27 protein-coding genes are annotated in these 25,998 nt (G+C 59.3%); 11 read left to right on the top strand and 16 right to left on the bottom strand.

Annotated elements, in window-relative coordinates; translation table 11 throughout:
* Positions 1-14 precede the first annotated feature (14 nt).
* Entirely contained in the window at positions 15-416 is a 402-nt protein-coding gene (locus BLS26_RS23445; protein ID WP_157676562.1) for a hypothetical protein, read from the bottom strand.
* Positions 417-616: 200 nt separating this feature from the next.
* Here BLS26_RS23445 and BLS26_RS23440 point away from each other — a divergent pair, with 200 nt between their 5' ends.
* Positions 617-1,900: an alpha/beta hydrolase gene (locus tag BLS26_RS23440; protein ID WP_092514957.1), complete on the top strand. Its 1,284-nt coding sequence runs from the start codon at positions 617-619 to the stop codon at positions 1,898-1,900.
* A 125-nt stretch (positions 1,901-2,025) separates the two neighbouring features.
* Here BLS26_RS23440 and BLS26_RS23435 read toward each other — a convergent pair whose 3' ends face one another.
* A complete protein-coding gene (locus tag BLS26_RS23435) occupies positions 2,026-2,661 on the bottom strand; it encodes a TetR/AcrR family transcriptional regulator (protein WP_157676561.1) in 636 nt (211 codons plus the stop codon).
* A gap of 323 nt (positions 2,662-2,984) precedes the next feature.
* Between BLS26_RS23435 and BLS26_RS23430 the strand changes: the two genes are divergently transcribed.
* The 5 genes from BLS26_RS23430 (at position 2,985) to BLS26_RS23410 (ending at position 7,268) form a co-directional block, all read left to right on the top strand.
* Positions 2,985-4,112, top strand: coding sequence for a Re/Si-specific NAD(P)(+) transhydrogenase subunit alpha (locus BLS26_RS23430; protein WP_092514953.1), 1,128 nt, complete (start codon positions 2,985-2,987; stop codon positions 4,110-4,112).
* Between the two features lie 11 nt (positions 4,113-4,123).
* The gene (locus tag BLS26_RS23425) at positions 4,124-4,441 is read left to right on the top strand and encodes a proton-translocating transhydrogenase family protein (RefSeq protein ID WP_092514946.1); all 318 of its coding nucleotides are present in this window, start codon (positions 4,124-4,126) and stop codon (positions 4,439-4,441) included.
* A 53-nt stretch (positions 4,442-4,494) separates the two neighbouring features.
* Positions 4,495-5,892, top strand: coding sequence for an NAD(P)(+) transhydrogenase (Re/Si-specific) subunit beta (locus BLS26_RS23420; protein WP_092514944.1), 1,398 nt, complete (start codon positions 4,495-4,497; stop codon positions 5,890-5,892).
* Between the two features lie 192 nt (positions 5,893-6,084).
* Entirely contained in the window at positions 6,085-6,633 is a 549-nt protein-coding gene (gene ppa, locus BLS26_RS23415) for an inorganic diphosphatase (protein ID WP_092514943.1), read from the top strand.
* 53 nt (positions 6,634-6,686) lie between these two features.
* A complete protein-coding gene (locus BLS26_RS23410; protein ID WP_092514942.1) occupies positions 6,687-7,268 on the top strand; it encodes an adenylate kinase in 582 nt (193 codons plus the stop codon).
* 525 nt (positions 7,269-7,793) lie between these two features.
* Here the strand turns inward: BLS26_RS23410 and gor are convergent.
* The 7 genes from gor to BLS26_RS23375 all read right to left on the bottom strand — a co-directional run bounded on the left by gor (position 7,794) and on the right by BLS26_RS23375 (position 15,062).
* Positions 7,794-9,182 carry a glutathione-disulfide reductase gene (gene gor, locus BLS26_RS23405; RefSeq protein WP_092518449.1) on the bottom strand — a complete coding sequence of 463 codons (1,389 nt, stop codon included), beginning with the start codon at positions 9,180-9,182 and terminating at the stop codon, positions 7,794-7,796.
* Between the two features lie 158 nt (positions 9,183-9,340).
* On the bottom strand, positions 9,341-10,057 hold the full coding sequence (locus BLS26_RS23400) for a glutathione binding-like protein (protein WP_092514941.1): 717 nt from the start codon (positions 10,055-10,057) through the stop codon (positions 9,341-9,343).
* 262 nt (positions 10,058-10,319) lie between these two features.
* Entirely contained in the window at positions 10,320-11,384 is a 1,065-nt protein-coding gene (locus BLS26_RS23395; RefSeq protein ID WP_092514940.1) for a mandelate racemase/muconate lactonizing enzyme family protein, read from the bottom strand.
* A gap of 37 nt (positions 11,385-11,421) precedes the next feature.
* The gene (locus tag BLS26_RS23390) at positions 11,422-12,168 is read right to left on the bottom strand and encodes an SDR family oxidoreductase (protein WP_092514939.1); all 747 of its coding nucleotides are present in this window, start codon (positions 12,166-12,168) and stop codon (positions 11,422-11,424) included.
* Between the two features lie 17 nt (positions 12,169-12,185).
* Entirely contained in the window at positions 12,186-13,736 is a 1,551-nt protein-coding gene (locus BLS26_RS23385; RefSeq protein WP_092514938.1) for a sodium/solute symporter, read from the bottom strand.
* Positions 13,733-13,993: a DUF485 domain-containing protein gene (locus BLS26_RS23380; RefSeq protein WP_092514936.1), complete on the bottom strand. Its 261-nt coding sequence runs from the start codon at positions 13,991-13,993 to the stop codon at positions 13,733-13,735. The genes BLS26_RS23385 and BLS26_RS23380 overlap by 4 nt, the downstream gene beginning before the upstream one ends.
* A gap of 13 nt (positions 13,994-14,006) precedes the next feature.
* Entirely contained in the window at positions 14,007-15,062 is a 1,056-nt protein-coding gene (locus tag BLS26_RS23375) for a hypothetical protein (protein WP_197681270.1), read from the bottom strand.
* Positions 15,063-15,242: 180 nt separating this feature from the next.
* Here BLS26_RS23375 and BLS26_RS23370 point away from each other — a divergent pair, with 180 nt between their 5' ends.
* The 4 genes from BLS26_RS23370 to BLS26_RS23355 all read left to right on the top strand — a co-directional run bounded on the left by BLS26_RS23370 (position 15,243) and on the right by BLS26_RS23355 (position 18,558).
* The gene (locus BLS26_RS23370) at positions 15,243-15,794 is read left to right on the top strand and encodes a VOC family protein (RefSeq protein WP_092514934.1); all 552 of its coding nucleotides are present in this window, start codon (positions 15,243-15,245) and stop codon (positions 15,792-15,794) included.
* On the top strand, positions 15,787-16,905 hold the full coding sequence (locus BLS26_RS23365; RefSeq protein WP_092514932.1) for a S9 family peptidase: 1,119 nt from the start codon (positions 15,787-15,789) through the stop codon (positions 16,903-16,905). Before BLS26_RS23370 ends, BLS26_RS23365 begins: the two co-directional genes overlap by 8 nt.
* A gap of 56 nt (positions 16,906-16,961) precedes the next feature.
* Complete coding sequence (locus BLS26_RS23360; protein ID WP_172804673.1) at positions 16,962-17,621, top strand: TetR/AcrR family transcriptional regulator; 660 nt, start codon at positions 16,962-16,964, stop codon at positions 17,619-17,621.
* A 142-nt stretch (positions 17,622-17,763) separates the two neighbouring features.
* Positions 17,764-18,558 carry a helix-turn-helix transcriptional regulator gene (locus tag BLS26_RS23355; RefSeq protein WP_092514930.1) on the top strand — a complete coding sequence of 265 codons (795 nt, stop codon included), beginning with the start codon at positions 17,764-17,766 and terminating at the stop codon, positions 18,556-18,558.
* Between the two features lie 14 nt (positions 18,559-18,572).
* Here BLS26_RS23355 and BLS26_RS23350 read toward each other — a convergent pair whose 3' ends face one another.
* From BLS26_RS23350 to BLS26_RS23340, 3 genes are read right to left on the bottom strand one after another with little or no spacing between them, the layout of a single operon-like run.
* The gene (locus BLS26_RS23350; RefSeq protein WP_092514929.1) at positions 18,573-19,523 is read right to left on the bottom strand and encodes an MBL fold metallo-hydrolase; all 951 of its coding nucleotides are present in this window, start codon (positions 19,521-19,523) and stop codon (positions 18,573-18,575) included.
* Between the two features lie 5 nt (positions 19,524-19,528).
* Positions 19,529-19,729 carry a hypothetical protein gene (locus BLS26_RS23345; protein ID WP_092514928.1) on the bottom strand — a complete coding sequence of 67 codons (201 nt, stop codon included), beginning with the start codon at positions 19,727-19,729 and terminating at the stop codon, positions 19,529-19,531.
* Positions 19,726-21,453 (bottom strand): FAD-dependent monooxygenase, encoded by a 1,728-nt coding sequence (locus BLS26_RS23340; protein ID WP_092514927.1) that lies wholly within the window; start codon positions 21,451-21,453, stop codon positions 19,726-19,728. The genes BLS26_RS23345 and BLS26_RS23340 overlap by 4 nt, the downstream gene beginning before the upstream one ends.
* Positions 21,454-21,711: 258 nt before the next feature.
* Between BLS26_RS23340 and BLS26_RS23335 the strand changes: the two genes are divergently transcribed.
* Positions 21,712-22,410: a glutathione S-transferase family protein gene (locus tag BLS26_RS23335; protein WP_092514926.1), complete on the top strand. Its 699-nt coding sequence runs from the start codon at positions 21,712-21,714 to the stop codon at positions 22,408-22,410.
* Positions 22,411-22,594: 184 nt separating this feature from the next.
* On the opposite strand, the gene BLS26_RS23330 is transcribed toward BLS26_RS23335, so the two are convergent.
* The 4 genes from BLS26_RS23330 to BLS26_RS23315 all read right to left on the bottom strand — a co-directional run bounded on the left by BLS26_RS23330 (position 22,595) and on the right by BLS26_RS23315 (position 25,864).
* A complete protein-coding gene (locus tag BLS26_RS23330; RefSeq protein ID WP_157676560.1) occupies positions 22,595-23,260 on the bottom strand; it encodes a glutathione S-transferase family protein in 666 nt (221 codons plus the stop codon).
* Between the two features lie 9 nt (positions 23,261-23,269).
* Entirely contained in the window at positions 23,270-24,250 is a 981-nt protein-coding gene (gene hpaD, locus BLS26_RS23325; protein WP_244541663.1) for a 3,4-dihydroxyphenylacetate 2,3-dioxygenase, read from the bottom strand.
* Positions 24,251-24,408: 158 nt separating this feature from the next.
* Entirely contained in the window at positions 24,409-24,666 is a 258-nt protein-coding gene (locus tag BLS26_RS23320; protein ID WP_092514923.1) for a DUF2798 domain-containing protein, read from the bottom strand.
* A 157-nt stretch (positions 24,667-24,823) separates the two neighbouring features.
* Positions 24,824-25,864, bottom strand: a complete 1,041-nt coding sequence (locus tag BLS26_RS23315; protein WP_092514921.1) for a carbon-nitrogen hydrolase family protein — start codon at positions 25,862-25,864, stop codon at positions 24,824-24,826.
* Between the last annotated feature and the right edge of the window lie 134 nt (positions 25,865-25,998).

Raw genomic sequence — 25,998 nt, 5'->3', positions numbered from 1 at the left:
AGACGAGCCCTGCTTTACGTGCGCTGGTCGGGGTGAACAACAGCTTGATTTGCGGCCTCGGGCGGCTTGCGGTTTCGTGTCGGCCGGATCGAGGGCGCCGCGCCGGCCGGATCAAGCCCGGTCGAATCTCGCAGCAACGACAAGACCTCGTCTAGGCGCCCCTCGATCGATTGCATCCTATCGCCGAGCGCGGTTATGTCGGCACGGCTCGGAAGATTGAGCGAAGACAGGTATTTAGCGCTGATCTCCGCGAAGAAATGTTGCGTAGCCGCAGACAGATTGCCCGCTTGATTCATCGCTTTGCTGAATTCCGGCGTACCCATGGCCTGGCCACCCAGGGAATTTCCGGCTGTTTCCCATTGGCTTAGGAAATCACGCCAAACGCCAGCGATGTCGAAGTTCGGTCCGTCGCTCAACTTCGTACTCTCCTTTTTTCGGAGAGATATCCTTCTCTCCCCGAATCCTTCCCGAAATCGCTTTTAATCGGCACACAAAATGCCGCTCGCCGGCTATGCAGCGCTTATTTATTAATCTATCGTTCGCTTGATTGATTAGCAAGAGCGGAAATTGCAGGCTCGATTTTGGGGCCCCGGGGCCAGAGACTGGATTTGCAAGAATGAATGCCAATCGTATCGATGTCTCAACAATGGGCATGCCTGGCGCAATGAAGACACCGCGCCCCGACCCCGAGGCGCGAACCTTTCTCCGCATTTTCAATCTCGTGGCTTGGCGCCCGTTGCGATCATACACGCTGGCCCAACTTCGATTACGTTGGCGATATTTCGCTCTCGCGGTCGGCCGGCGGGATCCTGTGGGACACATCGACCAAGTCGTCATCGACAGTCCTTCCGGGCCAATCAAGCTGAGGATCTATTTCCCCGCAGGAGGAGACGGCCGGGCGCGCCCTGCCTTCGTGTGGTTTCACGGCGGCGCGTTTCTGATCGGTGAAGCGGGCACGACGGATTCCATCTGCCGTAGCATCGCCAATACCGCAGGATGCGCCGTGGTAGCCGTGGATTATCGACTTGCGCCGGAGCACGACCTCTATGCGGGACGCGAGGACGGCATGACCGCGATCGAGTGGATTTTCAAGAACGGGCCGCAGTTCGGAATCGACCCAACGAGCGTTGCGATAGGCGGCGACTCCGCGGGAGGCAATTTGGCCGCCGCTCTGGCGCAGCAATTCGGGAAGCGGGGGCTCCCCGCCCTGCGCCTGCAAGTTCTGATTTATCCCGCAACAAATTTGGCTGACGAGCCCGCGTCGAAGGCCGACAACGCGAGCGGCTATCTGCTTACGGCGGAGGTGATTGATTGGGTCAGATCGGTCGTCGGGGACAACGTGAACTATCGAGATTCTCGCCTGTCGCCCGCCTATGGCAAGGATTTTAGCGGACTGGCGCCAGCGCTTGTTGTCACTGCCGGTTTTGATCCTATTCGCGACGATGGTTTGGCTTACACGCAATTGCTGCGGGAGGCGGGAGTGCCGGTGGAATTGCTGCACTACCCGGGGCAATTCCACGGATTTATAAATTGCGACACCGTGTTAAGTGCCGCTCGGGACGCCCTTTATCGTATTGGTTCCGCGCTCGGCGCGGCACTAGCCGACGGTGACGGCAGGCGTACGTGCCCAAACCGCACGTTGGAGATGATCAACGCGCGTCAAGCCCGCATGCCATTGCCGACCTTCGCTGCGGACACCATTACAGCGACGTTCATGGCGGTCGAATGGTTTGAATATCAGAGAAACAGGATATTCAAGATACTCGCGCCGGCTACTGCCAATCTGGTCGACGCAAGCTGGCTGCTCAACGTTGCGGCAAATATCCGGGGGACCCGCACGGTTTCAACGATCGAGGCTCGGGAAACGTTCGGAAACGGAGCGAACCATTGGGCGGCGTAATCGCGAATAGAGCGTTGCGATGCCGCAACTCCCTGGCTCCGATAGGTCAGAGTTTCGGAAAACAAACGGGCATGACTATCGGAACCGTGAGCAGCACCGAAATTCGTCATTGCGCGATCCATATGTCAACTGCGCTTTTTCCCCTTCGAATGGCTCGACTCAGCACCACGAACCATAAGCGCGATCTGCCGTCCGACCTCCTCGATCTTCAAACGCCCGCTCGATTCGAACCAGAACACAGTCCAGTTCATTGCGCCAAGAAGAGCGAGCCTGAACGCATGACGGTCACACCTACTCGACAACGGCAGATCGTCGATGAGCCCAGCAAAGATCTGCTCGTACTCGTCCCTTTGGCGAACCAGTTTTTTGACTCCCGGAAACGTGTAGTAGCGCGGAGGCATAAGGATTGCGCGGGTCACGCTTCCTCCGAGCAAAACATGACAATGCGCAACGATCGCCTCCTCGAGGCGTTGCCACGGCTCCGAGATGCCAGCAATGGCGGCCTCCACCTGTTGCCGCATTGCGGTGAGGCTTTCCTGATGGACGGTAAAGAGCAGATCCTCCTTCGATGGAAAGTGATAGTAGAGAGATCCGGACAGAACTCCGGATGCCGCGGCGATGTCCCGTATCGAGGTGCCTTCAAATCCTTTGCTCGCAAACAACTCCGATGCAGCGGCGATGATCTGCTTACGACGGTCCGGCCCCTTTCGTGCCTTTTTCACTTTTGGAGCACGACCTTTGGCTGCGATCCTTCTCGCCATTGCAATTCTTTCAACAATCGGGGTTGCGTTCTGAAGCGAAATAATTCTGACCGCTTTAGCAGTTCGCGGAGACCGGGAAAGCTTAAAGTACATCGATTTCGGCCGACGAGCTTGTTGCAGACTAATAGAATGTCATGCGGGCCGGTTCAAGTTGGACTTTACGGCCGGGCGATCGCACCGGAACGAGCCTTGCAACCCCGCCTGCGACGGAATGCAACGCAACGAAATGCCTTTGAAATAAGCGATCGGAACAGCATTTTTACGGCGACTCAAATGCTTCCGCGGGTTCCTGAATCAGCATTTCCAGCGCCGCCGGAGGCCCCATGAAGATTGCCGTTGCCAAGGAAATCGATCCGTCGGAACCGCGGGTCGCCGTTTCGCCCGACACCGTGAAAAAGTTCAAGGCGCTGGGCGTCGATATCGCGATCGAACCGGGCGCGGGCATCAAGTCGGGCCTGCCGGACGGAGACTTCACGGCGGTCGGCGCCACCGTCAGTGCGGATGCACTCAAGGATGCCGACATCATCATCAAGGTGAAACGGCCGGAGGCCTCGGAGCTTGCACAATACAAGCGCGGCGCGCTGGTCATCGCCATCATGGATCCCTATGGCAACGACGCAGCGCTGAAGGCGATGGCGGATGCAGGCATCTCGGCGTTTGCGATGGAATTGATGCCGCGCATCACCCGCGCGCAGGTGATGGACGTGTTGTCGAGCCAGGCCAACCTCGCCGGTTATCGCGCCGTGATCGAGGCGGCGGAAGCTTTTGGCCGCGCTTTTCCGATGATGATGACCGCGGCCGGCACCATTCCGGCGGCAAAGGTCTTCGTGATGGGCGTCGGCGTTGCCGGTCTGCAGGCGATTGCGACCGCGCGCCGGCTTGGCGCGGTCGTCACCGCAACCGACGTGCGGCCGGCGACCAAGGAACAGGTCGAATCGCTCGGCGCCAAATTTCTCGCGGTCGAGGACGAGGAATTCAAGAACGCCCAGACCGCCGGCGGCTACGCCAAGGAAATGTCGAAAGAGTATCAGGCCAAGCAGGCCGCGCTCACCGCCGAACATATCAAGAAACAGGACATCGTGATCACGACCGCCCTGATCCCGGGCCGGCCGGCGCCAAAGCTCGTCAGCGCCGAGATGGTGAAGTCGATGAAGCCCGGTTCGGTGCTGGTCGATCTTGCCGTCGAACGCGGCGGCAATGTCGAAGGCGCCAGGGCCGGTGAGGTCGCGGACATCGATGGCATCAAGATCGTCGGCTATACCAACGTGGCGGGTCGCGTCGCGCAATCCGCCTCGAGCCTGTATGCACGCAATTTGTTCAACTTCATCGAAACCCTGATCGACAAGGCGAACAAGACGCTCGCCGTGAATTGGGACGACGATCTGGTCAAGGCGACCGCGCTGACCAAGGACGGCGCCGTCATCCACCCGAACTTCCAGCCGAAAGCGTAAGGAGAGAAGCCATGGAGCACCTCGCCCAAGTCGTCGATCCCTTTGTATTCCGGCTTTCGATTTTCGTCCTCGCCGTGTTCGTCGGCTATTTCGTGGTCTGGTCGGTGACCCCGGCGCTGCATACGCCGCTGATGTCGGTGACGAATGCGATCTCTTCGGTGATCGTGGTCGGCGCGCTGCTCGCGGTCGGTGTCGGCATGATCTCGAGCGGCTCGGGCTGGGCGCGGGGCTTCGGCTTCATCGCGCTGATCTTCGCCTGCGTGAATATTTTCGGCGGCTTCCTTGTCACCCAGCGCATGCTGGCGATGTACAAGAAGAAGGCCAAGTAGATGAGAGCGATCGGCGCGCACCTCGCGGTGACGAAGACAATGGGGACCTCTAGATGAACGCCAATCTGGCCGCAGTATTCTATCTCATCGCCGGCGTCCTGTTCATCCTGGCGCTGCGCGGGTTGTCCAGCCCCGCCTCGTCGCGCCAGGGCAATTTCTTCGGCATGATCGGCATGGCGATCGCGGTTGCGACCACGCTCGCGGCGCATCCGCCGGCGGACGGTCTTGCCTGGATCCTGGTCATTCTCGGCATCGCCATCGGCGGCGGCATCGGCGCCGTGATCGCGCGCCGGGTGCCGATGACCTCGATGCCGGAACTGGTCGCCGCGTTCCACTCGCTGGTCGGCATGGCCGCGGTGCTGGTCGCCGCCGGCGCGTTCTATGCGCCCGAGGCATTCGACATCGGCACGCCTGGGCACATCCACGCCCAGAGCCTGGTCGAAATGTCGCTCGGCGTCGCGATCGGCGCCTTGACGTTTACCGGCTCGGTGATCGCGTTCCTGAAATTGTCGGGCCGCATGAGCGGCGCACCGATCATCCTGCCGGCGCGTCACATCATCAACATCGCGCTCGGGCTGGCGCTGGTGTTCTTCATCGTCGGCCTGGTGATCTCGGGCTCTGCGCTCGACTTCTGGCTGATCACGATCCTGGCGCTGGTGCTCGGCGCGCTCCTGATCATCCCGATCGGCGGCGCCGACATGCCGGTCGTGATCTCGATGCTGAACTCCTATTCCGGCTGGGCCGCAGCCGGCATCGGCTTCACGCTGGGTAACTCCGCGCTGATCATCACCGGCGCGCTGGTCGGCTCTTCCGGCGCGATCCTGTCCTACATCATGTGCCACGCCATGAACCGGTCCTTTATCTCGGTCATCCTCGGCGGCTTCGGCGGCGAAACCGCCGTGGCCGGCGGTGGCGGCGGTGAACAGAAGCCCGTCAAACTCGGCTCGGCCGACGATGCGGCGTTCATCATGAAGAATGCGCAGAAGGTCATCATCGTGCCCGGCTACGGCATGGCGGTGGCGCAGGCCCAGCACGCGCTGCGCGAAATGGGCGACATCCTGAAGAAGGAAGGCGTCGAGGTGAAGTATGCGATTCACCCGGTCGCCGGCCGCATGCCCGGCCACATGAACGTGCTGCTGGCGGAAGCCAACGTGCCCTATGACGAGGTGTTCGAACTCGAGGACATCAACTCCGAATTCGCCCAGGCCGACATCGCCTTCGTGATCGGCGCCAACGACGTTACCAACCCGGCGGCCGAGGACGACAAGACCTCGCCGATCTACGGCATGCCGGTGTTGCAGGTCTGGAAGGCCGGCACCGTGATGTTCATCAAGCGCTCGCTGGCGTCGGGTTATGCCGGCATCGACAATCCGCTGTTCTACCGCGACAACACCATGATGCTGCTCGGCGACGCCAAGAAGGTGACCGAGAGCATCGTCAAGGCGATGTAAGCGGCCAATAAATCACTGATCGGTCACCCGCGTTTCTGTATCGCGATACAATTCATGCCAGCCAGGATAGTCCAGATTTCAAATCAAACAGTCGAAATAGTCGCAGATGACACAGCGACAGATTTTCTGTCGCGCACCTATCTGCAGGTGCAGGCGCGAGCAACATGACCTCGGGATCGGGAGACCGGAAATATGCAGATAGATGCGATCCATATCGGCCATAATCCACCTGATGACGTCAACGTTATCATCGAGGTTCCGATCGGCGGCGAACCGATAAAGTATGAGATGGACAAGGCATCCGGAACGCTTGTGGTCGACAGGTTTCTGCACACGCCGATGCGCTATCCAGGCAACTATGGCTTTGTGCCGCACACCCTGTCTGACGATGGCGACCCGATAGACGTGCTAGTGGCGAACACCCGTCCGATCATACCGGGGGCCGTTATAAACGTTCGTCCGATCGGCGTCCTCAAGATGCAGGATGACGGTGGCGGGGACGAGAAGATTATCGCCGTCCCGGTCCCCCGACTGACCAAGCGTTACGAGAGTATTTACAGTTACAACGATCTACCGACCATTACGCGCGAGCAGATCCAGCATTTCTTCGAGCACTACAAGGACCTGGAGCCCGGGAAGTGGGTCAAGCTGATCGGCTGGGGCGGCCCGGAAGAAGCGCGTCGGCTGATCGTGGCGGCCATCGAACGAGCGGGGAAACAATCTCACTACCCAAATCGATAGCGAAGCGACCGCCCGTTCATTTTGCGCGTTTCAGTCATTGGGAGAAATTTGAAATGAGATTGGTATTGCTGGGAGCACCGGGATCTGGAAAGGGAACGCAAGCAGCGCAAATCGTCTCGCGCCTCAAGATTGCCCATCTGTCTACTGGGGAGATGCTGCGCGCTGCCGTTGCATCGAAAAGCCCAATCGGCCACGTCGTGGAATCCATCATGGAACGGGGCGAACTCGTATCCGATGAGATCGTCGTTGGTATCGTTGCGGAACGCCTGCACGGTGAAGATGTCAAAACCGGATACGTTCTGGACGGCTTTCCGCGTACCGTCTCTCAGGCCGTTGCACTGGACAAGGTTCTCGCAGATCGCGGCGAAAACCTGGACGCCGCGGTTGAGCTTAAAGTTGTGGCGAACGACCTGATCGATCGGATCATGGCGCGGGCCTCACAAGCCAAGGCCAAGGGCGGAAAAGAACGTGCCGACGATAACCCAGAGACATTTGCGCTAAGGTTGCAGGCCTATGAAGCGCAAACCGCACCACTGGTCGACTATTATCGATCCAAGAGCGTGCTGAGAAGCATCGACGGGATGCAGGCTGCAGACGCCGTGGCTGCCGCGATACGCAACGCGATCGGAGCGTGAGGCGGGGACGCCGGACGACATGCCTCGGAATCCGCTTCAATTCAAACGGTTTTCCGTTCTGACTCCGTTCAATGACGGGGCTCTGCCGACGATCTTGTAATCGTCTCCTTCCGAAGACGGTTCGTTTTGCGGGTGGTCGATGCTCAGCAAACCCATGCAACGGCGTGGAGCAGAGGCATTCCGCAGGCCACGATCGCCCCCGCAAGTGGCGCCACCCCCAATCGATCGCCGGGAACGACCAGGCGCCCGATGGGCGGCTGTTTTAGACGCCGGAGTCGTCGACGCGACAGATAGAGCATGACAGCGGTGATCGCTGCATCCCGACGGCCATACTTATCGCTGGCTCCGCCCGACGCACACAATCCTCCGCACTCGTCGAATTTCAGATCCTGCCCGGCACTCGTGAAATCAATTGCTCGCCCTTGCGGACTAGCGCCAATGCTTCAGAACCGAACGCGACTCCACCGATGCTAAATCACCACTTCTTTCGCTCATAAATGCCGGCTGACGCCAACCCGGCCTACGTTACTCCGCCGCCGCTTCCCGCACGTGGCGCGCCGATGGCGTCCGCATAGTCACCAGCTCTTCGGCCGCCGTCGGGTGCAGCGCGAAGGTCGCATCGAAATCGGCCTTGGTCGCCTTCATCTTCACGGCGATGGCGACCGCCTGCACGATCTCGGCCGCAGAGTCGCCAACAATGTGGCAACCGAGCACGCGATCGGAGATGCAGTCGACCACGAGTTTCATCAGCACGCGGGTGTCGCGGCCCGACATCGTCGCCTTGATCGGGCGGAAGACGGCCTTGTAGATGTCGACCTGGCTGAACTGGGCGCGCGCCTCCTGCTCCGTCAGGCCGACGGTGCCGACTTCCGGCAGCGAGAACACGGCGGTCGGGATGGTGGCGTGGTCGACAGCGACGTTCCGATTGCCGAACACGGTGTCGGCGAAGGCGTGTCCCTCGCGGATCGCGACCGGTGTAAGGTTAACGCGGTGGGTGACGTCGCCGATCGCGTAGATGTTGTCGATGGACGTCTTCGACCAGCCGTCGACCTGAATGCCGCCGTTCTTCGGGTTGATGGCGACGCCGGATTTCTCTAGCCCGAGATTGGCGACGTTGGGGTGCCGGCCGATCGCAAACATCACCTTGTCGCAGGCGATGCTCGACCCGTTCGACAGATGCGTGATGAACTCGCGGCCGTGCTTGTCGACCTTATCGATCGTGCAGCCGGTCAGGATGTTGATGCCTTGTTTTTCCATCTCGGCGCGGACGTGCTTGCGGACGTCCTCGTCGAAGCCGCGCAGGATATTGTCGCCGCGATAGATCACGGTGACGACGGCGCCGAAGCCGGCGAAGATGCCAGCGAATTCCAGCGCAATATAGCCGCCGCCCTGGATCACTATCCGCTTCGGCAGTTCAGGGAGATGGAACGCCTCGTCGGATGAGATCACGTGTTCGATGCCGGGGATCGCCGCGCCGTGATTGGGCGCGCCTCCGGTGGCGATCAGCACGTATTTCGCAGTTACGGTCTGGCCGGTGGCGAGCCGCAGCGTGTGGGTATCCTCGAACACCGCGCGCGACTTGACCACCTGCGCGCCACTCCTCTCCACATTGGTGGTGTAGGCCGCCTCAAGCCTGGCGATCTCCTTGTCCTTGTTCCTGACCAACGTTGGCCAGTCGAACCTAACCTCGGGAATGATCCAGCCGAAGCCGGCAGCATCCTCGATCTCTTGCTGAACGTGCGAGCCAATTACGAACAATTTCTTCGGCACGCAGCCGCGGATCACGCAGGTGCCCCCCATCCGATACTCTTCGGCGACTATCACCTTGGCGCCGTGACCGGCGGCGATGCGGGCGGCGCGAACTCCGCCCGAACCGCCCCCGATGACAAACAGATCGACGTCAAACTCAGCCATTTTCACAACTCACATCAATACACGCGGCAGGAAATGATGCCGTTTGCAAAGCCAGTCCTGACTTCCCTCCGGACGACATACTTGTAAAAAAAGCCTGCCGTCCTTGCGGACGGCAGGTACAGTCAGGGAGGAACACGATATGTTGAAACACTGGCCGGCTAACCGCCGTACATTGCATCGGTGCGAGGGAACTGTCCGCTTCCAAAGAGCAAATCATGGGATCCAGCATCGGCAAGAATGCCGCGCTGCTCGCTCTCTGACAGTGGTTTTAATCCTCGAACAACGGCCGGCCGCGCGTTGATCGAATCGAACCATCGGTGCACGTGCGGGAAATCTTCGAGCTTCTGCCCGTGCCTCTCGTGGCGACGGACCCACGGGAAAGTCGCTATATCCGCGATACTGTAATTATCACTAGCCAGATAGGCTGATTTCTCCAATCGCCGGTTCATGACTCCGTAAAGACGTGCCGATTCCAGTGTGTATCGGTCGATCGAATAGGGATGTTGCTCCTTTGCGTAGTGTCTAAAATGATGCGCTTGACCCAGCATTGGTCCGACACCGCCCATTTGAAACATGAGCCATTGCAAGACAGAATATCGCCCGCGCATATCGGATGCGAAGAACTGACCCGTCTTTTCAGCCAGGTAAAGCAGGATCGCTCCCGATTCGAATACGCTAATCGGCTCGCCGTCTGGGCCGTCGGGATCGACGATAGCGGGAATCTTGTTGTTCGGGCTTATCTCCAGGAACTCCGGAGCGAATTGCGCGCCTTTGCCGATGTCTATCGGACATACCTCGTACGGAAGGCCCGTCTCTTCCAACATGATAGACGCTTTGTATCCATTCGGCGTGCCCCACATATACAACTGGATCATAAGCGATTTCCTACGGCTGCAAGCACGGCGTGGCAGATTGATTCACGTGTCTGTTTTGCAGAGCGCGGACGCATCGCTGAAATACCGTCCGCACCTTGGACCGTAGTTTCCATTTCCCGGCATTTAACCGTCGGAGATAACACGATTGCTTCCTCTGCTCCTTCGCGGAGAAAGCGTCGCATCTCTGGGCTTCCCAGTCTGTCCTCAACTCAAAGGACAACAACCAGAGCAATCTGGATTTCCCATCCGATGAGGATGCTCGTCACTGACGGCGCGAACGCTGCAACCGAAGACCATGACCACATTCCGTACCGGGCGTTACCTGCCCTTGCGCGTCACAAGTCGGCCAACCTTCGAAAAGGGGCTCGATCAAGGGAAAATCCTCCAGTTGCCGAATACTGGTACTTGAGGCAGCAACGTGAACGAACAGGCCGGGCAGAAAGTGCGGCGATACAGCGACGTTAAACGCCTCGGCAAGAGTACAAAGCTTCATGATCGGAGTGATGCCGCCCATCATCGCCAGATCGGGTTGAACAACGGCGGCCAGCCCTTCGCAGAAGTAAGGCAAAAACTCTGCAACTGTTTGCAGATGCTCTCCGGTGGCGATCGCGACGGGCGCATGCGCCGAGAGCGCGCGATACGCAGACAAGGCTTGCGCCGGCAAAGGTTCTTCGACAAAGGAAACGTTGTGGTCGAGAGCCAAGAGTAGAAGTTGTTTTGCGCTGACCAGATCACATTTCTCGTTAGCATCGACCATCATCGCCACGCTGTCGCCGATTGTATGGCGAACAGCTCTCAGGACCTCGGAATCGCGCGAAATCTTCCCCTGCACGCGTGGCTTGACGGCCTGAAATCCCCGCTCGACGTACCCGTCTGCGACATGCGCCGCTTCAATAGCGGTTTGAGTCGCTGTAAATCCTCCGCTTCCATACAGCCGTATCGGCCGAGGAACGCCACCAAGCGCGGAAGCAAGAGGTACCTCCAATCTCTTGCTGTACAGATCCCATGCAGCAAGGTCGATTGCCGCCAAGGCAACGAGATTTGGCCCATATCCCGTCCGATTGAATGTTGAGGCCACGGTCCCCCACAACGCGCTGGGATGTACGAGCTGCTGTCCGCACACGATCTTGTCGAGTTGAGTGCGCGCACATTCCAATACTACGTTTCCTCCGCCACCGAGAGCGTAGGTAAAGCCGAGACCGGTTCTTCCTTCCTCATCGCTGATGTCGACAATAACGACGTCAACCTGTGCGACACCTGATCCCCCGACAGGCTTGTCGAGACGGAGCTCGAGAAGCTCTGCTTTCGCGCTTACAATTCGATGCATGTCAAATCAATCCGGATCCGGCCCTCGATGCCTGCTTTCAAAACTCGCTCCAGCCACCATCGACGACCAGTTCATGTCCTGTCACGAACGAAGATGCGTCACTCGCCAAGAACAATACGGCCTCAGCGATCTCCAACGGCACACCGAGGCGCTGCATTGGAACGTCTTGCGCGATTTTCTCCCGCAATCGCACCAAAGCGTCCCCGTGAATACCCATCTTTGCGTGAATGCCGCTGTCGATCGGTCCGGGGGCCACTGCATTGACGCGTATGCCGCGTCCGACCAACTCGGCGCCTAGTGTTCGCACAAGGGACCTAAGCGCTGCTTTCGTCGCAGCGTACACCGACATTCCGGGTCGGCCCATCTCATCGAGGCAAGAGGTGGTAATCACAACGCTCGCGTTTGACCCTAAAAGTCCCAACATTTGCTGAAACACAAAAAAGGGACCTTTGACGTTGATGGCAAAGTGGTCCTCGAAAAATGCCTCGTCGACGCCATTGAATTCACCTGGGCGACTTATTCCGGCATTGAGGAAGAGGATATCCAGTCGATCGGTCCAACGACCAACGTCTTCAGCCAGGCCTCTAATCTCGGGAACGCTTCGCAGATCGGCGCGAAATGCCTTGGCTTGTTCACCCAAAGCCGCCGAAGCCTCCCTGAGGCGCTCGGCCTCTTGGCCGCAAATGGCAACTCGAGCGCCTTCGGCGATCATCAAGCGCGCTGCTGCGAATCCTATGCCGGTCGTACCGCCGACTATGAGTGCGGTTTTGCCCGCTAGGCGCATCTATCAGTCTCCAGTAATTAGGCGGGTGAACCGTCTCGCTCAACCAGGTCGGCTGCGTGAGGTCCCGCGCGTGTCGGAACGGTTTCCCGGGCGCGCTGGCACCATGAAACAATGATCGCAACTAGGAAGGAGGCGGGAATTGACACGAGACCTGGGTTGCGCAGCGGAAACCAGACATCCTGAGGCGACTTCAGGACGTCAACCTGAATCGACGGCGATCCGTAGATCAGAACCAGCGTTGCTACCGCGCCGAACAGGATGCTGATAGCGGCCCCCGCTGTTGTCAGACCGCGCCAGAACAACGCCAGAACGAGTGCGGGAAAGTTTGCCGATGCGGCGATCGCAAACGTTAGGCCCGTTAGAAAAATAACGTTCTGCTGGCGCAGTGTGATAGCGAGCGTGACAGCCACGGCACATAGAATGAGTACGGTCACGCGCGCTACGGCGATCTGGCCCCTTTCGCTCGCGCTACCGCGACAAATGACGCCGTTCCACAGGTCATGGGCCACACTGGCGCTTGCGGACAAGGTAAGGCCTGCGACCAAGGCCAAAATCGTTGCGAATGTGACGGCGCCGACAAAGCCGAGCATGATCGGCCCGCCGATCTCAGAAGCCAGGATCAGCGTAGCCATGTTTCCACTTGGGTCGGCCTTCGCAACAGCCTCGCGCCCTACTATCGCGAGGCAGCCGTATCCAAGCACGAAAGTTACGAGCAGGAAGAGGCCAATCCAGATGGTCGCATAGAAGACAGAGTTTCGAGCCGCCCGCGCATCGGGGACTGTGAAGAAGCGCATCACGACGTGCGGCAGCCCGATAAGGCCGAACATCAGTCCCATAGCAAGGGAAAGGCCTTCCCAAGGCGAACTTATCATTGCACCGGGAGCGAGGATGGCATCTCCATAGCGAGCAGAGGCCTCTCGGAAAGGTCCGATCGGATCGAATCCATACCGGGTGAGAACCAGGACAGCTAGACAGGCGCCGGCCATCAAAAGCAGTACTGCCTTAATGATCTGCACCCATGTCGTCGCGATCATTCCTCCAAACAACACATAGACGACCATGATCACGCCGACTGTGACGATGGCGGTATTGTCATCGAGACCGAATATCAATCGAATTAGACCTCCGGCTCCGATCAACTGCGCAATCAGGTAGCAAGGCACGAGCAAAAGCGTTGTAATGCTAATAGCAAGACGAATAGGGCGCTGTTCGAGACGAGCGGAGACGACGTCGGCAAGCGTGAAGCGCCCGATGCGACGCATGGGTTCTGCGATCAGCATCACTAGGATCGGCCAGCCGACGAGACCGCCAACCGCGTATATCAAGCCGTCGAATCCGCGCAACGAGACCAAGCCAACGACGCCAAGCAAAGTCGCCGCACCCATGAAGTCGCCGGCAAGCGCCAGACCGTTCTGCCCGGCGGTCACGGAGCGTCCGGCAACAAAGAAATCCTCCTTTGTACGCGTGCGTCGCATCGCCCAGAGCGTGATCGACAGCGTTAGGATCATAAACAATCCAAAAACCACAATGGTGGTCGTGTTTAGAGGTGCCAGCCCCGCATTGCTCATGGCGTTTCCCCCTTACCCGTCTTACGATTTTCGATGATCACAAAAATGGAGCTGGCCAAGATGCAAAATAGTAAGAGACCCGCGGCGAGGACCAAAGCAAGACTGACGCCGGGAACGATCATTGTGCCGAGCAGCGGCTTTGCCAGCGCCACCATCAGAATGAAACCGAAGTAGGCAATAACGATTGAGAGGCTGAGGAGCAACGCCAGCCATGTTGGCTTGACAATAGCGGTGGTAGGGGGCTCGCCGTAATGCATGTCTCACTCCTTGTTAGTCGATGGGTGAGCTGACAGCCGCGTGAATGGCCATGAGTTCAGGCAGCGTTTCGGGTATGCGGCGGCCACAACCGCATTCGGTCGCAACGCCAAAGCGCGGCGCGAAGTTGCGCGCGGCAGCGATGCGCGCCTGCGTTCCTGCGACGCCGTCCGCCGCATGGACGAGGCCAAGATAAAGTTCCGTCCGCGCTTCGATAGCGAGCTTCTTCAGTGGCGCGAAATATGCTTCGTCCGCGCGCTCCTTCGGCACTGGAAGGTGCAGCCAATCGAGAGATCGGGTAAGACCGTTCAAAATGCCGTTCGTGACCGCAACAAGCTTCGATGCGTCGGCCGGTTCCTTGAAATGCCGGCCACCGCTGTCACCGTAGCAGAGGTGGAAGCCGAGTTCGACGGGAAGCGGCACGCTGTTGCCAAGGCGGATCAGCCGCGCGATCAAGTCCGTTTCCGGGTGGTCGAATGAGTGCGGCAACACGCCTTCGAGGATCGCGAACTCGATCGCAGTGTCCCACTGAATAGCAAGTTCGTTCGGCGGAATGTACGCCACGATTGCATCCAGCTCGTGGAGCATCGCCGCCTCATAAAGAGGCTCGATAGCTCGCTGGAATTCCGGGAAGACGAAGATCGTCACCGGCGCAACCGGTGTCGGTAGGCAGACTTGAAATCGGGTCCGGTCTGCAATTACCCCGGATCGCTTCAGCGCTCTGAAGGTCCTATAGGATTCTCGCGCTGCGCTCGCGTAACCAAGCGGAGGGAAGACGATATCCCCTGCGCTCTTCCCGGCCTTTATCCGGAACTTTGGTCGGCGCAGATAGCCCGCGTCGAACATCTCCGACTCGAGCGCATCGACCGCTTTGAACACGCCTACCTGCCATTGCGTCCAATTGATCCGGCTGCCCGTCTCGCCGTCCGGGATGCGCCTGAGATGGCGACCGAGATGTTGCGCTGCAAACGTGAAGACTGCAGCGGAATCGGCCAGCGGCATGCTGCCAACCAGCAGTGCACCGCTGACGTTCGCCTCCGATGCCGGCATGCTCAAAGTCGCTGTGTTCACGCGCTTCGTCCCCGCTTCCAACACGATCCCGTTTGCCCTCGTCAAGAAGCCTAGGCGGCGCAACCACGGGCGACTGTCCTCCGCTCAAATGACAGACGAAATGCCCAGCCCAATGCTCAATGGGACAGCGCGCGGCGCGCTGCCGTCCGCCTATTTTCTATTGAAAGGGAGCGTTGCCTCATGGCCACCGGTTTGGCGCCAGACAGCATCAACAAGCTGCACCATTTTGCGTATCGATGCCGCGATGCGGAAGAGACCCGCGCCTTCTATGAGGATCTGCTGGGTCTGCCGCTGGTGCATCTGGTACAGGCAGAAACCGTACCGAGCGTGGGCGAACATTGCCCGTTCGTGCACATCTTCTTTCAGATGAGGGACGGTTCGTATCTCGCTTTCTTCGATCTTGGCGACAACATCGCGTCCGAGCCGTCTCCCAACACGCCGTCCTGGGTCAACCACATCGCTCTCGAGATGGATTCGGTAGATGAGGTGCGTGCCGCTCGCGACCGGCTGGTTGCCGCCGGTCTGGACGTGAAAGGCGTGACCGATCACGATTTCATCAACTCCATCTATTTCTTCGATCCGAACGGCGTGCGCCTCGAATTAACCGTGCGCACGAAGGACGACGAACACATGGGTGAAGCTGCCAAACACGCCCATAAAAGTCTTGCTGCCTGGACGCGTCAAAAAGCGGAGCGCCTCTCTGCAACCGAAGGCAGGGCCGCCCGTGCTTGAGCGCGTTTTCGCCGAGATTGATGTCAAGCCGGGCGCGAAAGAGGAAACGCAATCCGGCATCCAGATGATGCGGCCTCGCATCTATGGAATGCTGGAGCGCGAGCCAGGCGCAAAGGTCGGCGTGATCTTGATGCATCCCGCCAGCAATTTCATGAACCATCACATGGTGCGCGCGCTGTCGGAGCGCGGCATCGCGTGCATGGGATTGAACAATCGCTACGTGAACAATGACTCGGTCCTGCTGATGGAACGAGCGATCCAGGATCTAGGCGCCGGCGTGAAATGGCTGCGCGCACAGGGTTGCGACAAGGTCGTGCTGCTCGGGTATTCCGGCGGCGCGGCGCTTTCGGCATTCTATCAAGCGCAAGCCGAAAAACTAACTGTGCAGGCGACGCCTTCGGGCGATCCGGTGCCGCTGGTGCCCGGCGATCTGCCGCCGGTCGATGGCCTCGTGTTTTGCGCTGCGCATGCGGGGCGTTCGCGCTTACTGCTGGAATGGATCGATCCGTCGGTGACCGATGAGAGCGACGCCGCAAGTCGCGATCCGGCGCTCGATATGTACGATCCCGCCAATGGTGTTCCGTATTCGCCGGAATTCCTGTCGCGGTATCGCGCCGGTCAGTTGAAGCGCCGCGACGGGATTGAGGCGTGGGTGTGGGAAAAGCTGCGGGCGCTCCGGGCCGTTCCTAATGGCGCTACCGACCAGGCGTTCGTCGTCCATCGGACCTTCGCGGATCCCCGTTTTCAGGACATGACCATCGATCCCAGCGATCGAAAGCCCGGTGGCATGTGGGGCAACGCCAAGGGCGTAAATTATGCTTCGAATGCGATCGGTCGATATACGAGTCTCACCGCGTTTCTCAGCCAGTGGGCATCGGTATCGCAGGCCGACGGTCCGGATAACGCTGCGAAGACTTCGTGCCCGGTACTGTACGTCGATTTCACCGCCGACGAAGCCAGTTTTCCCTCAACGCGGGATCTGTGGTTGAACGCTCTCGGTAAGCGAGCGGCCTTCCACGCGGTGAAAGGCGCCGACCACTACATCAAGGGTAGGCCCGAACTGCTGGGCGAAGCGGGCGATGTGATCGCAAACTGGGTCAAGCGGCTTTGACGCGCGCCCGCGCGCTGCACGGTAGCGCGCGGGCACGATTCATGTTTACATCGTGTATGGCCGCGAAGGAAGACTCATCGATCGTGCGACTGCGTCCCGGGCGACCGCGCCTGGATGAGACAAATGATCGCATCCTGCAGACCGCGATGACGGTGATTCGAGAGGTCGGCATCGCCCGGATGTCGCTTGACGAAGTTGCCGCGCGCGCGGGCGTCAGCAAACCGACCATCTACCGGCGTTGGTCGGGGAAGACCGATCTCGCGGTTGCGGCGATCGTCGAGGCGTGCCGCCCCGAGGGGCCTCCGGCGAGCGGTCGTCCGCTGCACGATATCGTGGAGTTGCTGAGCTATTTCCGAGCTCATTTCGAGGCGAACATCCAGCTAACGACCCTTGGCAGCCTGCTGCAGGAGAGCAACCAAACACCCGATCTGCTCACGGCGTTTCGCGATTCCGCGATCCGGCGTTTCCGAGCGCACTTCATCGAACTGGTGGAGGGCGCGCGTCGCGAAGGCCTAATGCGAGATGATGGCACGGTCGCAGTCACCGTGGAGATGCTGATCGGCGCGTACTACGCGCGCGCGATCGTCGGCGACTCGTTTTCCGATCAGTGGCCGCTGGAGCTCCTCAATGGGTCAGGGCTGCTGACAGATTTCGGGCGTCGAACCCTTGCGGCGATGGGTGAGCAACGGCCCCTGCTGGCCGCCCACAAGCGATAAAACCAGCAACTTATTGTAATCACAAACGAATTCTGATCATGCAAGATGCTTGGCCTGTTTCCAAGGAAACAGACCTTGCCATATCTAATTACGACACTGTATCGTATCCAAAATATAACCACGATCGACAAGGAAAGCCTCCATGAACATCGTCAACGCGACGACCGTGTTCGATGCGCAATTGGCAACCCGCGCGGAGGTCGCACGGCTGATCGAAACCATCGGTCGGCCGGAATTCCCTGACACGGTAATGGAGGTGATCGGTCGATTTCTGCCGGTTGCCCATTTTGCGGCTTTGCTCCTGGACGCCAAATCTGATGTGCAGGTGATCGCAGCCGCGAGCCGGTCGCGCGACGACACGTCGTCGATGATAGCGCAAGCCTATGCCCGACAGTATTTTCGTAACGATCCTGCGCGCGAGAATGGCAGGGGAAATTCCCTGACCCAGCACGTCGCATTGACCCACCTGCGGTCGCGCGACCTCAGCCATTCACCGTATCGGCGCGAATGTTACGACAAGCCAGGTATCATCGAGCGGCTGTCGGTCACGTGCGGAAAAGGCGGCTTTGTCGATAGTTTGAATTTCTATCGGACCCTACACGAAGGGCCGTTTAAGGAGGCGGACTACGATGTCGCCATCGAAACGACCGCGCTGCTGATACCCTTCATTCGGCGCCACCGAGCTATCGTCGAATCGCCAGCCACGAACCGGGCCGAGACGCTGGAGCGGTTTTCCAAGCGTCTCCACGGCCTGCCGAACCGGCTCGCGCAGCGCGAGATCGAGGTATGCGCGCGCGCGCTAATCGGCATGAGCGTCGAAGGCACAGCGCTCGATCTCGGCATTCGACCTACATCCGTTACGACATATCGCCAGCGGGCGTATCACAAGCTCGGAATCTCGTCGCAGAACGAGCTGTTTGCGCTCGTTCTGCACTGAGACACCGTTCCGCTTCAATCGTGTAGCGCCTTCCAAAGTTCCTGGTCACGTTCAGCTGTCCACGGCACCGGCGAATCTATGCCGCGGGCCTCATCGAAAGCGCGTGCCACGTCGAACGGCAATGCATGACCGAAAATCGCCCAGTCACCGAAGCGCGGCTTCAACTCCGCGACCGCGCGCTTGTACGTCGCTACGAGATCGAGCCCCTGCTCGACCGAACCGCCGACCACTTTGCGCAGCGCGACCAGGAATCCCTTCATGTCCGCGATCGACGCCTGCACGGCCGTGGTTCCCGTAAGCGCAGCGCCACGACCGGGCATCGCAACTTTCGCATCCAGCGTCGTGAGTTCGTCGAGGCGGGCAATCCAGTCCGACAGGAAGCCTTCGCCGGTATAGGGCGTCGCGCGCTGCTCGAGCAGATCGCCCGTGAACAGCACGCGCTCCTCGGGAAGCCAGCAAATCGAATCGCCCGCAGTGTGACCGCGTCCGGCCGCGCGCAGCCGTACCTCACGGCCACTGAACCAGAAGCTCATCTCCCGATCGAACGTCAGATGAGGGGTCGTCAATCCCGGGATTTCCTCAGCGCCCTTGAACAGCCTCGGAAAGCGCCGCATTTCGACTTCGAAATCGAACTGCCCGGTGGTGCGGATCATCTCCAACGTATCGCGCGACGAAATGATCTCAGCGTTCTCGTAGGCCGACGCACCGAGCACACGCACGGCATGATAATGCGTGAGAAAGACATGTCGCACCGGCTTGTCGGTAATGGTGCGAATGTCTGCGATGAATTCGCGGGCCATCCGCGGCGTCGCGCGTGTATCGATCACCAGGCACGATTCATCGCCGACGATTAGGCCGACATTCGGATCGAAGTCGCTGACGTAACCGTATACGTCGGTCGCAAATTCGACGAGCTTCGCTTTCTGGTCGGCCGTGTCGGTCGCGGAAGCAAATGTCGTACTCATGTTCGTTATCCTGTCTTTGTGCTATTCGGTTCGGTGTTCATTGCCTTGTCGACGATCGCCTGAAGCGCGGTCGCCCCCACCTCGCGACCAAGCAAAACGCTGATGCGTGCGAGCAAGCTGGGCGTGTCCTGCGGACCGCTGGCGTCGCAAGCACGGACCAGAATTTCGAATATCTCGTCACCCTCGATCTGAGACAAGACGCTCATGCTGCGCGCTCCAGCGATCCACTAGCGCGCAAGAAATCCGGCGTCGGCGGCACCTGCAACTGCCGAGAGCGGGCGATCACATGCCCATCCGGCCGCAGCAGGTAGGTTGCACCATCGTCGGCACCATAGGTCTTGAACAGCGCCCCGTCCGGATCGACAAAAACCGGCAGCGGCAGATTTTTCTCGGTTCGAGAGATAACATAGCTACGAAGCTCCACCCCGGCCGCAAACGATGCCGATTCTACTTCGCGGGGCAGCTCGGCATGGTCGGGCAGGAAGTGAAGCGCAACAAATGCACCGTCGACAAGTTCGAGGAGAAGTCCCGCTGTCCCGTCCGGGCGAACAATTCGGCCGTTCACAAACGGCGACCCGGGCGGTAGTCCGTCGCTACCGCTCCAGTCGCCGCCGATATTAAGCGGCGAGGCCGGATAGGACTGCGCCACCGCAAGCCGCCCGGTGTTGACCATCGGCCGCACTTCGGGAAAACGCCGCGCGAGATCGAGCACCGCATCACGAAAAAGCCGGCGCGCCGGCGTATCCGGCGTCAGGAACAGCGCGCTGCGGTTGGTAACCTCGATGTTCTCGACCGCGGCGGCATAACGTTCGCTGTGATAGGTCTCCACAAGCGAACGGTCGGCATGGCCTTCTAGAACTAGCGCCAGTTTCCATCCGAGATTATCGGCATCGGCGACACCCGAATTGCCGCCCCGTGCGCCGAAGGGTGGGACCTGATGCGCCGCATCACCGACATAGATCACACGACCGTCCACGAAGCGATCAGTCAAGCGGCGCTTGTAACGCCACACCCCGGCCCACACCATCTCGTAGGCAATCCCTTCGCCGAGAGCCCGCCGCAGCCGGCGGTGGATTTCATCCATCCCGCCGGCACGTTCGATGTCGGCATAATGGCTGATCTGGCAATTGAACCGGCAAACGCCATCGGCCAGTTGGTGGTTCAACACGATGCCACCGTCGTTGAAGTCTGCGTCGAGCCACATTCGCCGTTCGGACGCGGATTTTGTGTTTGCACGGATATCGGCGATACACCAAACGTCTTCGAACAGGTGGGTATGCGAAGGAACATTCAAGCTGTTGCGGATGAAACTGTTGCCGCCGTCGCATGCGGCCACCCACTCCGCCTCAAGCTCGTATGCCCCTTCCGGCGTATCGATCTTCAGAGTAACGTGATCATCGTGCGACGATACCGCAACGACACGACTCTTCCAGCGCAGATCGATGTTGTCCAGTTCGGCGATACGCTCGACAAGATACTGTTCGACAAAAAACTGCTGCACATTGGTATACGGCGGAATGAAAGAGTCATCGGCGCCCTTCGACAGGAACGAATAGACCTCGTCCTCACCCTTGAAGACGCGACCGCTGCTCCAGCCCACGCCCTTCTCGACCACGCGTCGCGCAACACCGAGCCGTTCAAAGATCTCGAGCGTGCGCTCGACGTAGACCACCCCCCGCGATGATAGGCCAGACGCGCCGACATTATCATCTTCGTCGATGATCACGACGGGAATGCCGCGCACCCCAAGATCCAACCCCAGAGTTAGGCCGGCTAAGCCTCCGCCAGCGATCACGACGGGATATCGTGGCTGCCGACCCGACTTCAGCTCGGGCGGAGTGCGGAACGGGTAGAACGGCAGCTCATAGCCGTCCATTGACCGCGGCTGATAATGCGATGTGCTGTCGCGCGACGCCACCTGACTGTTCATCCTAGCTGGTTAAAGTGTGTCTTTTCAACCATTCCCGGCCGGGTCACGTCTGTCCTTTGGATTGAGGACAGACTGCCTCAACGCAGCGTGCGACGATCAATTTATTAGGACGACGGAAGCTGAGGTGTCACTCAAGAAGCCGATGACACCGGGTTGAGTATTGGCCTCGGAAGCCAGCAGCCCGTATGAACCTAAGAATATATACTTTCGGCGGGTCCACAGCGGCCATCATAGGCCCGAGCAAGGTTCGGTATCTTCATGACAAAGACATTGCGTTTATTCGACCTGGCAGGCGCGGAGCTCGATCGCCGTTTCAGCCCCTATTGCTGGCGTATCCGGCTCGCGCTCGCGCACAAGAACCTTCCCGTCGAGACGATCCCCTGGCGCTTCACTGAAAAGGAGGAGATCTCCCCGTCCGGACAGGCCCTGGTACCGGTCCTTGTCGATGGCGATCAATGGATCGCCGACTCCTGGACGATCGCGAACTATCTTGAGGACAAATATCCGAATGCTCCGTCATTGTTCGGCGGGCCGGCCGGACGAAGTCTGTCGCGTCATTATTCGGACATTGCCGACGGTCTCGTCCGAGCGATGTTCCCGTTTGTCGTGCTTGATGTCCTGCAGCATGTCGCGGAGAAGGATCGCGATTATTTTCGCGCAAGCCGCGAGAAGCGTGCCAACGCGAAGCTTGAAACCGTCGTTTCCGACCGCGATAAGCGCCTGCCCGATTTTCGCGCGAGCTTGGCCGCTCTGCGATTCACGCTGAAGTCGCAACCATTCTTGGGCGGCGATCAGCCTCTGTACGCGGATTACGCGGTTTTCGGTCCGTTCCAGTGGGCGCGCTGCGTCAGCCCTTATGCGCTTTTGGAGAAGGACGATCCGGTCAGGCACTGGCGCGACCGCTTGCTCGATTGTTTTGACGGATTGGGTCGCCAAACGCCTGCCTACGACGCTTGAGGAGCCTCGGACGTTCTGCTCATTGGCGGCATCGAAGGAGCGGGTCGTTGCGGCGACCCGTGTTCCTGATCGTGCTTCGCTGGCCTTGCTGGCTTTGGGATGTGGATAGAGCCGGCGACGCAGGCTCCTTTTGGTCTGAGCTCGGCGGTTGCGGTCGTCCAATTTAGGTTTGGAGCGAGCCGGATCAAGCCGACCTCAGCGCCTCCGGCGTCAATCCCTCTCTTGCCAACGCTCGCTGGGTTGCTGGTCGAACAAGAATGCGGTCCGCCAGACCTCGCCAGTTTGGCATTTCTTCGACAAGCTCGATCACATCGTCACGTTGGCTCCAGATCCAGAACACCAACAGGTACGGATCGCAGACACTGTACTTCTCCCCGAGCGCCCAAGAACGTCCGGCCAACCTGCGATCGACTTCTGCGAGAGTTTCTCGCAGAAGCGGTATTCCGGCTCGTCTTACTGCATCGATCGGTCCGTTCGCTCCAGCGAGTACCGCCGTTCGGAACAAAGGACGAAAGGCAATATGGACCGTGCTTGACAGAAAGTTCATCCATTCATGTGCCCGAGCCCGTGCGAGCGTGCCGGACGCGGGGAGCAGTAGCTCATGAGCCGCGCGGTCGCCAATGTAGCTTAGGATCGCGTGCGCTTCAGTGAGCACCTGGTCGCCGATCATGAGCGCTGGAATCTTTCCCCAACGATTGATCTGACGATAACTCTCATCCTTGTGCTTGTTCTCGCGGATCCTGACCTCCTTTGTGGCAAATGGAATTCCGGATTCTTCAAGCGCGATATGGCAGGCGAGCGAACATGCTCGAGGACTGTAGAACAAGGTCAACGCCGGGTCGTTTGACACGTCTATCTCCTAGTGGGCAACGATTGGCTGCGGCGCGACGGCCGGTTCGCCGACGGGCACATTCGGAAACGCCGTGCCTTGTTCGAACCAGCTGCGGGGCGCCGGCATGCCCCACAAGGTCTGACGGCGCGCGTCGCGGAGTTCCCATCGCTTGGGAACGAGGTCCGGATCGACCGTCAAATAATCGCTGCAAAACAGCTCGATCCGATGGCCGTCGGGGTCCCGCAGATAGAGAAAGAGCGCATTCCCTATGCCGTGCCGTCCGAGTCCGCGCTCTATATTTGCCAAATAGCCGTTGGCCGATAGGACGTCGCAGATATGCACGAGATCGCCCACTCCTGTTACCCACCCGGCGAAATGGTGAAGCCGAGGGCCGCGCCCATTTGTGAAGGCGATATCATGAACCCCGCCCTTGCGATGGAGCCACACCGCCCATAGCGCGCCAGCCGCTTCTTCCGATTCCGTATATTCAGTCAAACGGAAACCGAGGTCGCTCCAGAAATCATATGATTTCTGCACGTCAGGTGAATAACAATTGAAATGATCGAGTCGCTGGATATATGCGCCCCGATAGGCGCCGTACTCCTGCAGTTTGCACGGAACGAAGTCCATCGATGCGTAGAATTCCAGCGGCATGCCGAGGGCGTCGCTCGTCTTCAGGGTCCGTCCCTGACCGTGTCGTTCCACGAATTCTGCCGGAAGTCCCTTCATTGAAAACCAATGACGGGCGCGATCAAGATCATCTTCGCTCGCTACCTTCCACGCCAGCACCTCACAGGAGGGTTCAGCCGTACGCTTGAGCACGAGTGAATGATGGGTTCGACATTCGAGGTTGCGCAAATAGAGGGTATCGCTATCTCGCTCGGTAACGATATAGCCGAGTTGATCGACGTAGAACCGCCCGGACACTTCGACATCCCTGACGCCGAGAACGGGATGGCTGCATCGAATGATGTCGAATGGTGGTTTGGTGATGTTCGGTCGAATCACGTCAAATCTCCCCGGGCCGTTGCCTGCGCCTGTTAAACTGTTGAACTCGCCGCTTCACCGGCACGGACTCGAGTGAAAAGCCGCTAACCCCCTCGCGCCAATCTGACACTTCCCCCGCCGAGTTGCGCTCGATTTGTGCGAGGCGGTTCCGGTCGCGATCACTTGGTCGTGTCGACGTGCGCTCCCGCTTCTTCGGAAGTCAAAAGATCGGTCAACCTTCTAATGACGGGCGCCGCGAGCAGCGCGATTGGCAGCGCCACTAGCCATGCGCAGACCCACGACGAGAGCCACCGCAACACGAAAGATCCCTCTGCCAGAAATGGTAGGCTGGCCACGGCCGCCGTGATCGAGCAGGTAATGTTCGATTGGATGGCGCCATAGACATAGTGGCTGTTGTGTCGTGGTACGCGAAACATAATGACCTCCCTGCCTCGTGTTGTCAGAAGTCGTGACCCAGCCGGGTATGAAAAATGGCCTCCGACAAGATGCCGGAGGCCAAAGGAAGTGCCCGGGAGGTTAAGTCGGGCGCTTCTCGAGATTCAATCGGGAGATGTTGAGACTAGGCGACCTACGTTACTCGGCTGCCTCGAGCGTTTCCGCGGGCTCTGCGCCTTTGGGCTGTGCGTCGGCAACCTTGCGCGTCGCCTCGCCGAAGCCGATGACCGGACGGCGCGGGTTACGGTTATGCATGAGTGCGAGTGCATCGGGCCTGGCGTAGTGACCGGCCGGATCAGCCGCACTCTTGGAATGCAAGATCAGGCCGAGGTCGATATCTGCAACTACCAGGCCTTCCCTGTCGGGTGGGAGGTTCTCACCGAATTCAGCACCGTTCGGCCCGAAAATTCGGCTGAAGCCGCCGCCAACTTCGAGGAATTTCTGGTGCAATTCGCTCTGCACCAGCATGTCGTAGATTGCTTGATCGATAACTGAGCAGGACGACAGGACGAAGCATTGCCCTTCTACGGCGTAGATTTGGTTGACGTTGACGCTGACTTCGGGGCTGAAGGCCTTCGAGAGTTTCGCATAGAGGCTGAAAGCCGGCCACGCCGCGCAATGGATCTGTTCGTCTTGGGAAAAGAGCGCGTATTTCGACAGCGGCTGGAGGTGCTCCCAACAGCATAGCGCTCCGACACGACCGAAATTGGTCTGAGTAACAATCAAGTCGCTGCCATCGCCCTCGCCAAAGACACTGCGTTCGACGTGCGTCGGTTTCAGCTTACGGCGGCGCCAGATCACCTCGCCTTCGGGGCCGTAATGCCACTGAGCCATATACAGGCTGCCACCCGCACGCTCAGAGACACCGATCACGACGTGAATATTGTTGCGGCGAGCGGCGGCACGAAGTGCGTGGTCGTGCTTGCTGCCTGCAACGATGGAGTTCTTCATGTAGGGCGCGACGTACTGCATGTTGATGGCCGGTGGATTGAGCCAGATCCACCACGGATAGCCAGGCAACCAAATTTCCGGGAAGTTGACGAGCCGCGCGCCAGCCTTGCCTGCTTGGTCGATCAAGGCAATCGCCTTCTCGACGCCCGCATCAAGATCATTCAGACATGGCGCGGCCTGAACGACGGCGACTTTCACGACGGGGCCGATAGGTCCGGTTCCGGACATAGTTACCTCCTTGTTGAGCGAACGACGAAATATCGGGGATATTCATCCGTCCTGCTTTGCAGAAACGGCCAAAAAACTTGGAATTCCGGGACAAGACAGGTGGATCCATCTTTTTGACCGTGGTCGAAGCGGGT

Origin of the sequence: Afipia sp. GAS231, assembly GCF_900103365.1 — a bacterium.
In the GTDB taxonomy this organism is placed as follows: domain Bacteria; phylum Pseudomonadota; class Alphaproteobacteria; order Rhizobiales; family Xanthobacteraceae; genus Bradyrhizobium.
Note: the sequence above shows the minus strand (reverse complement) of the source record. Positions and strands in the feature narration are given on the sequence as shown.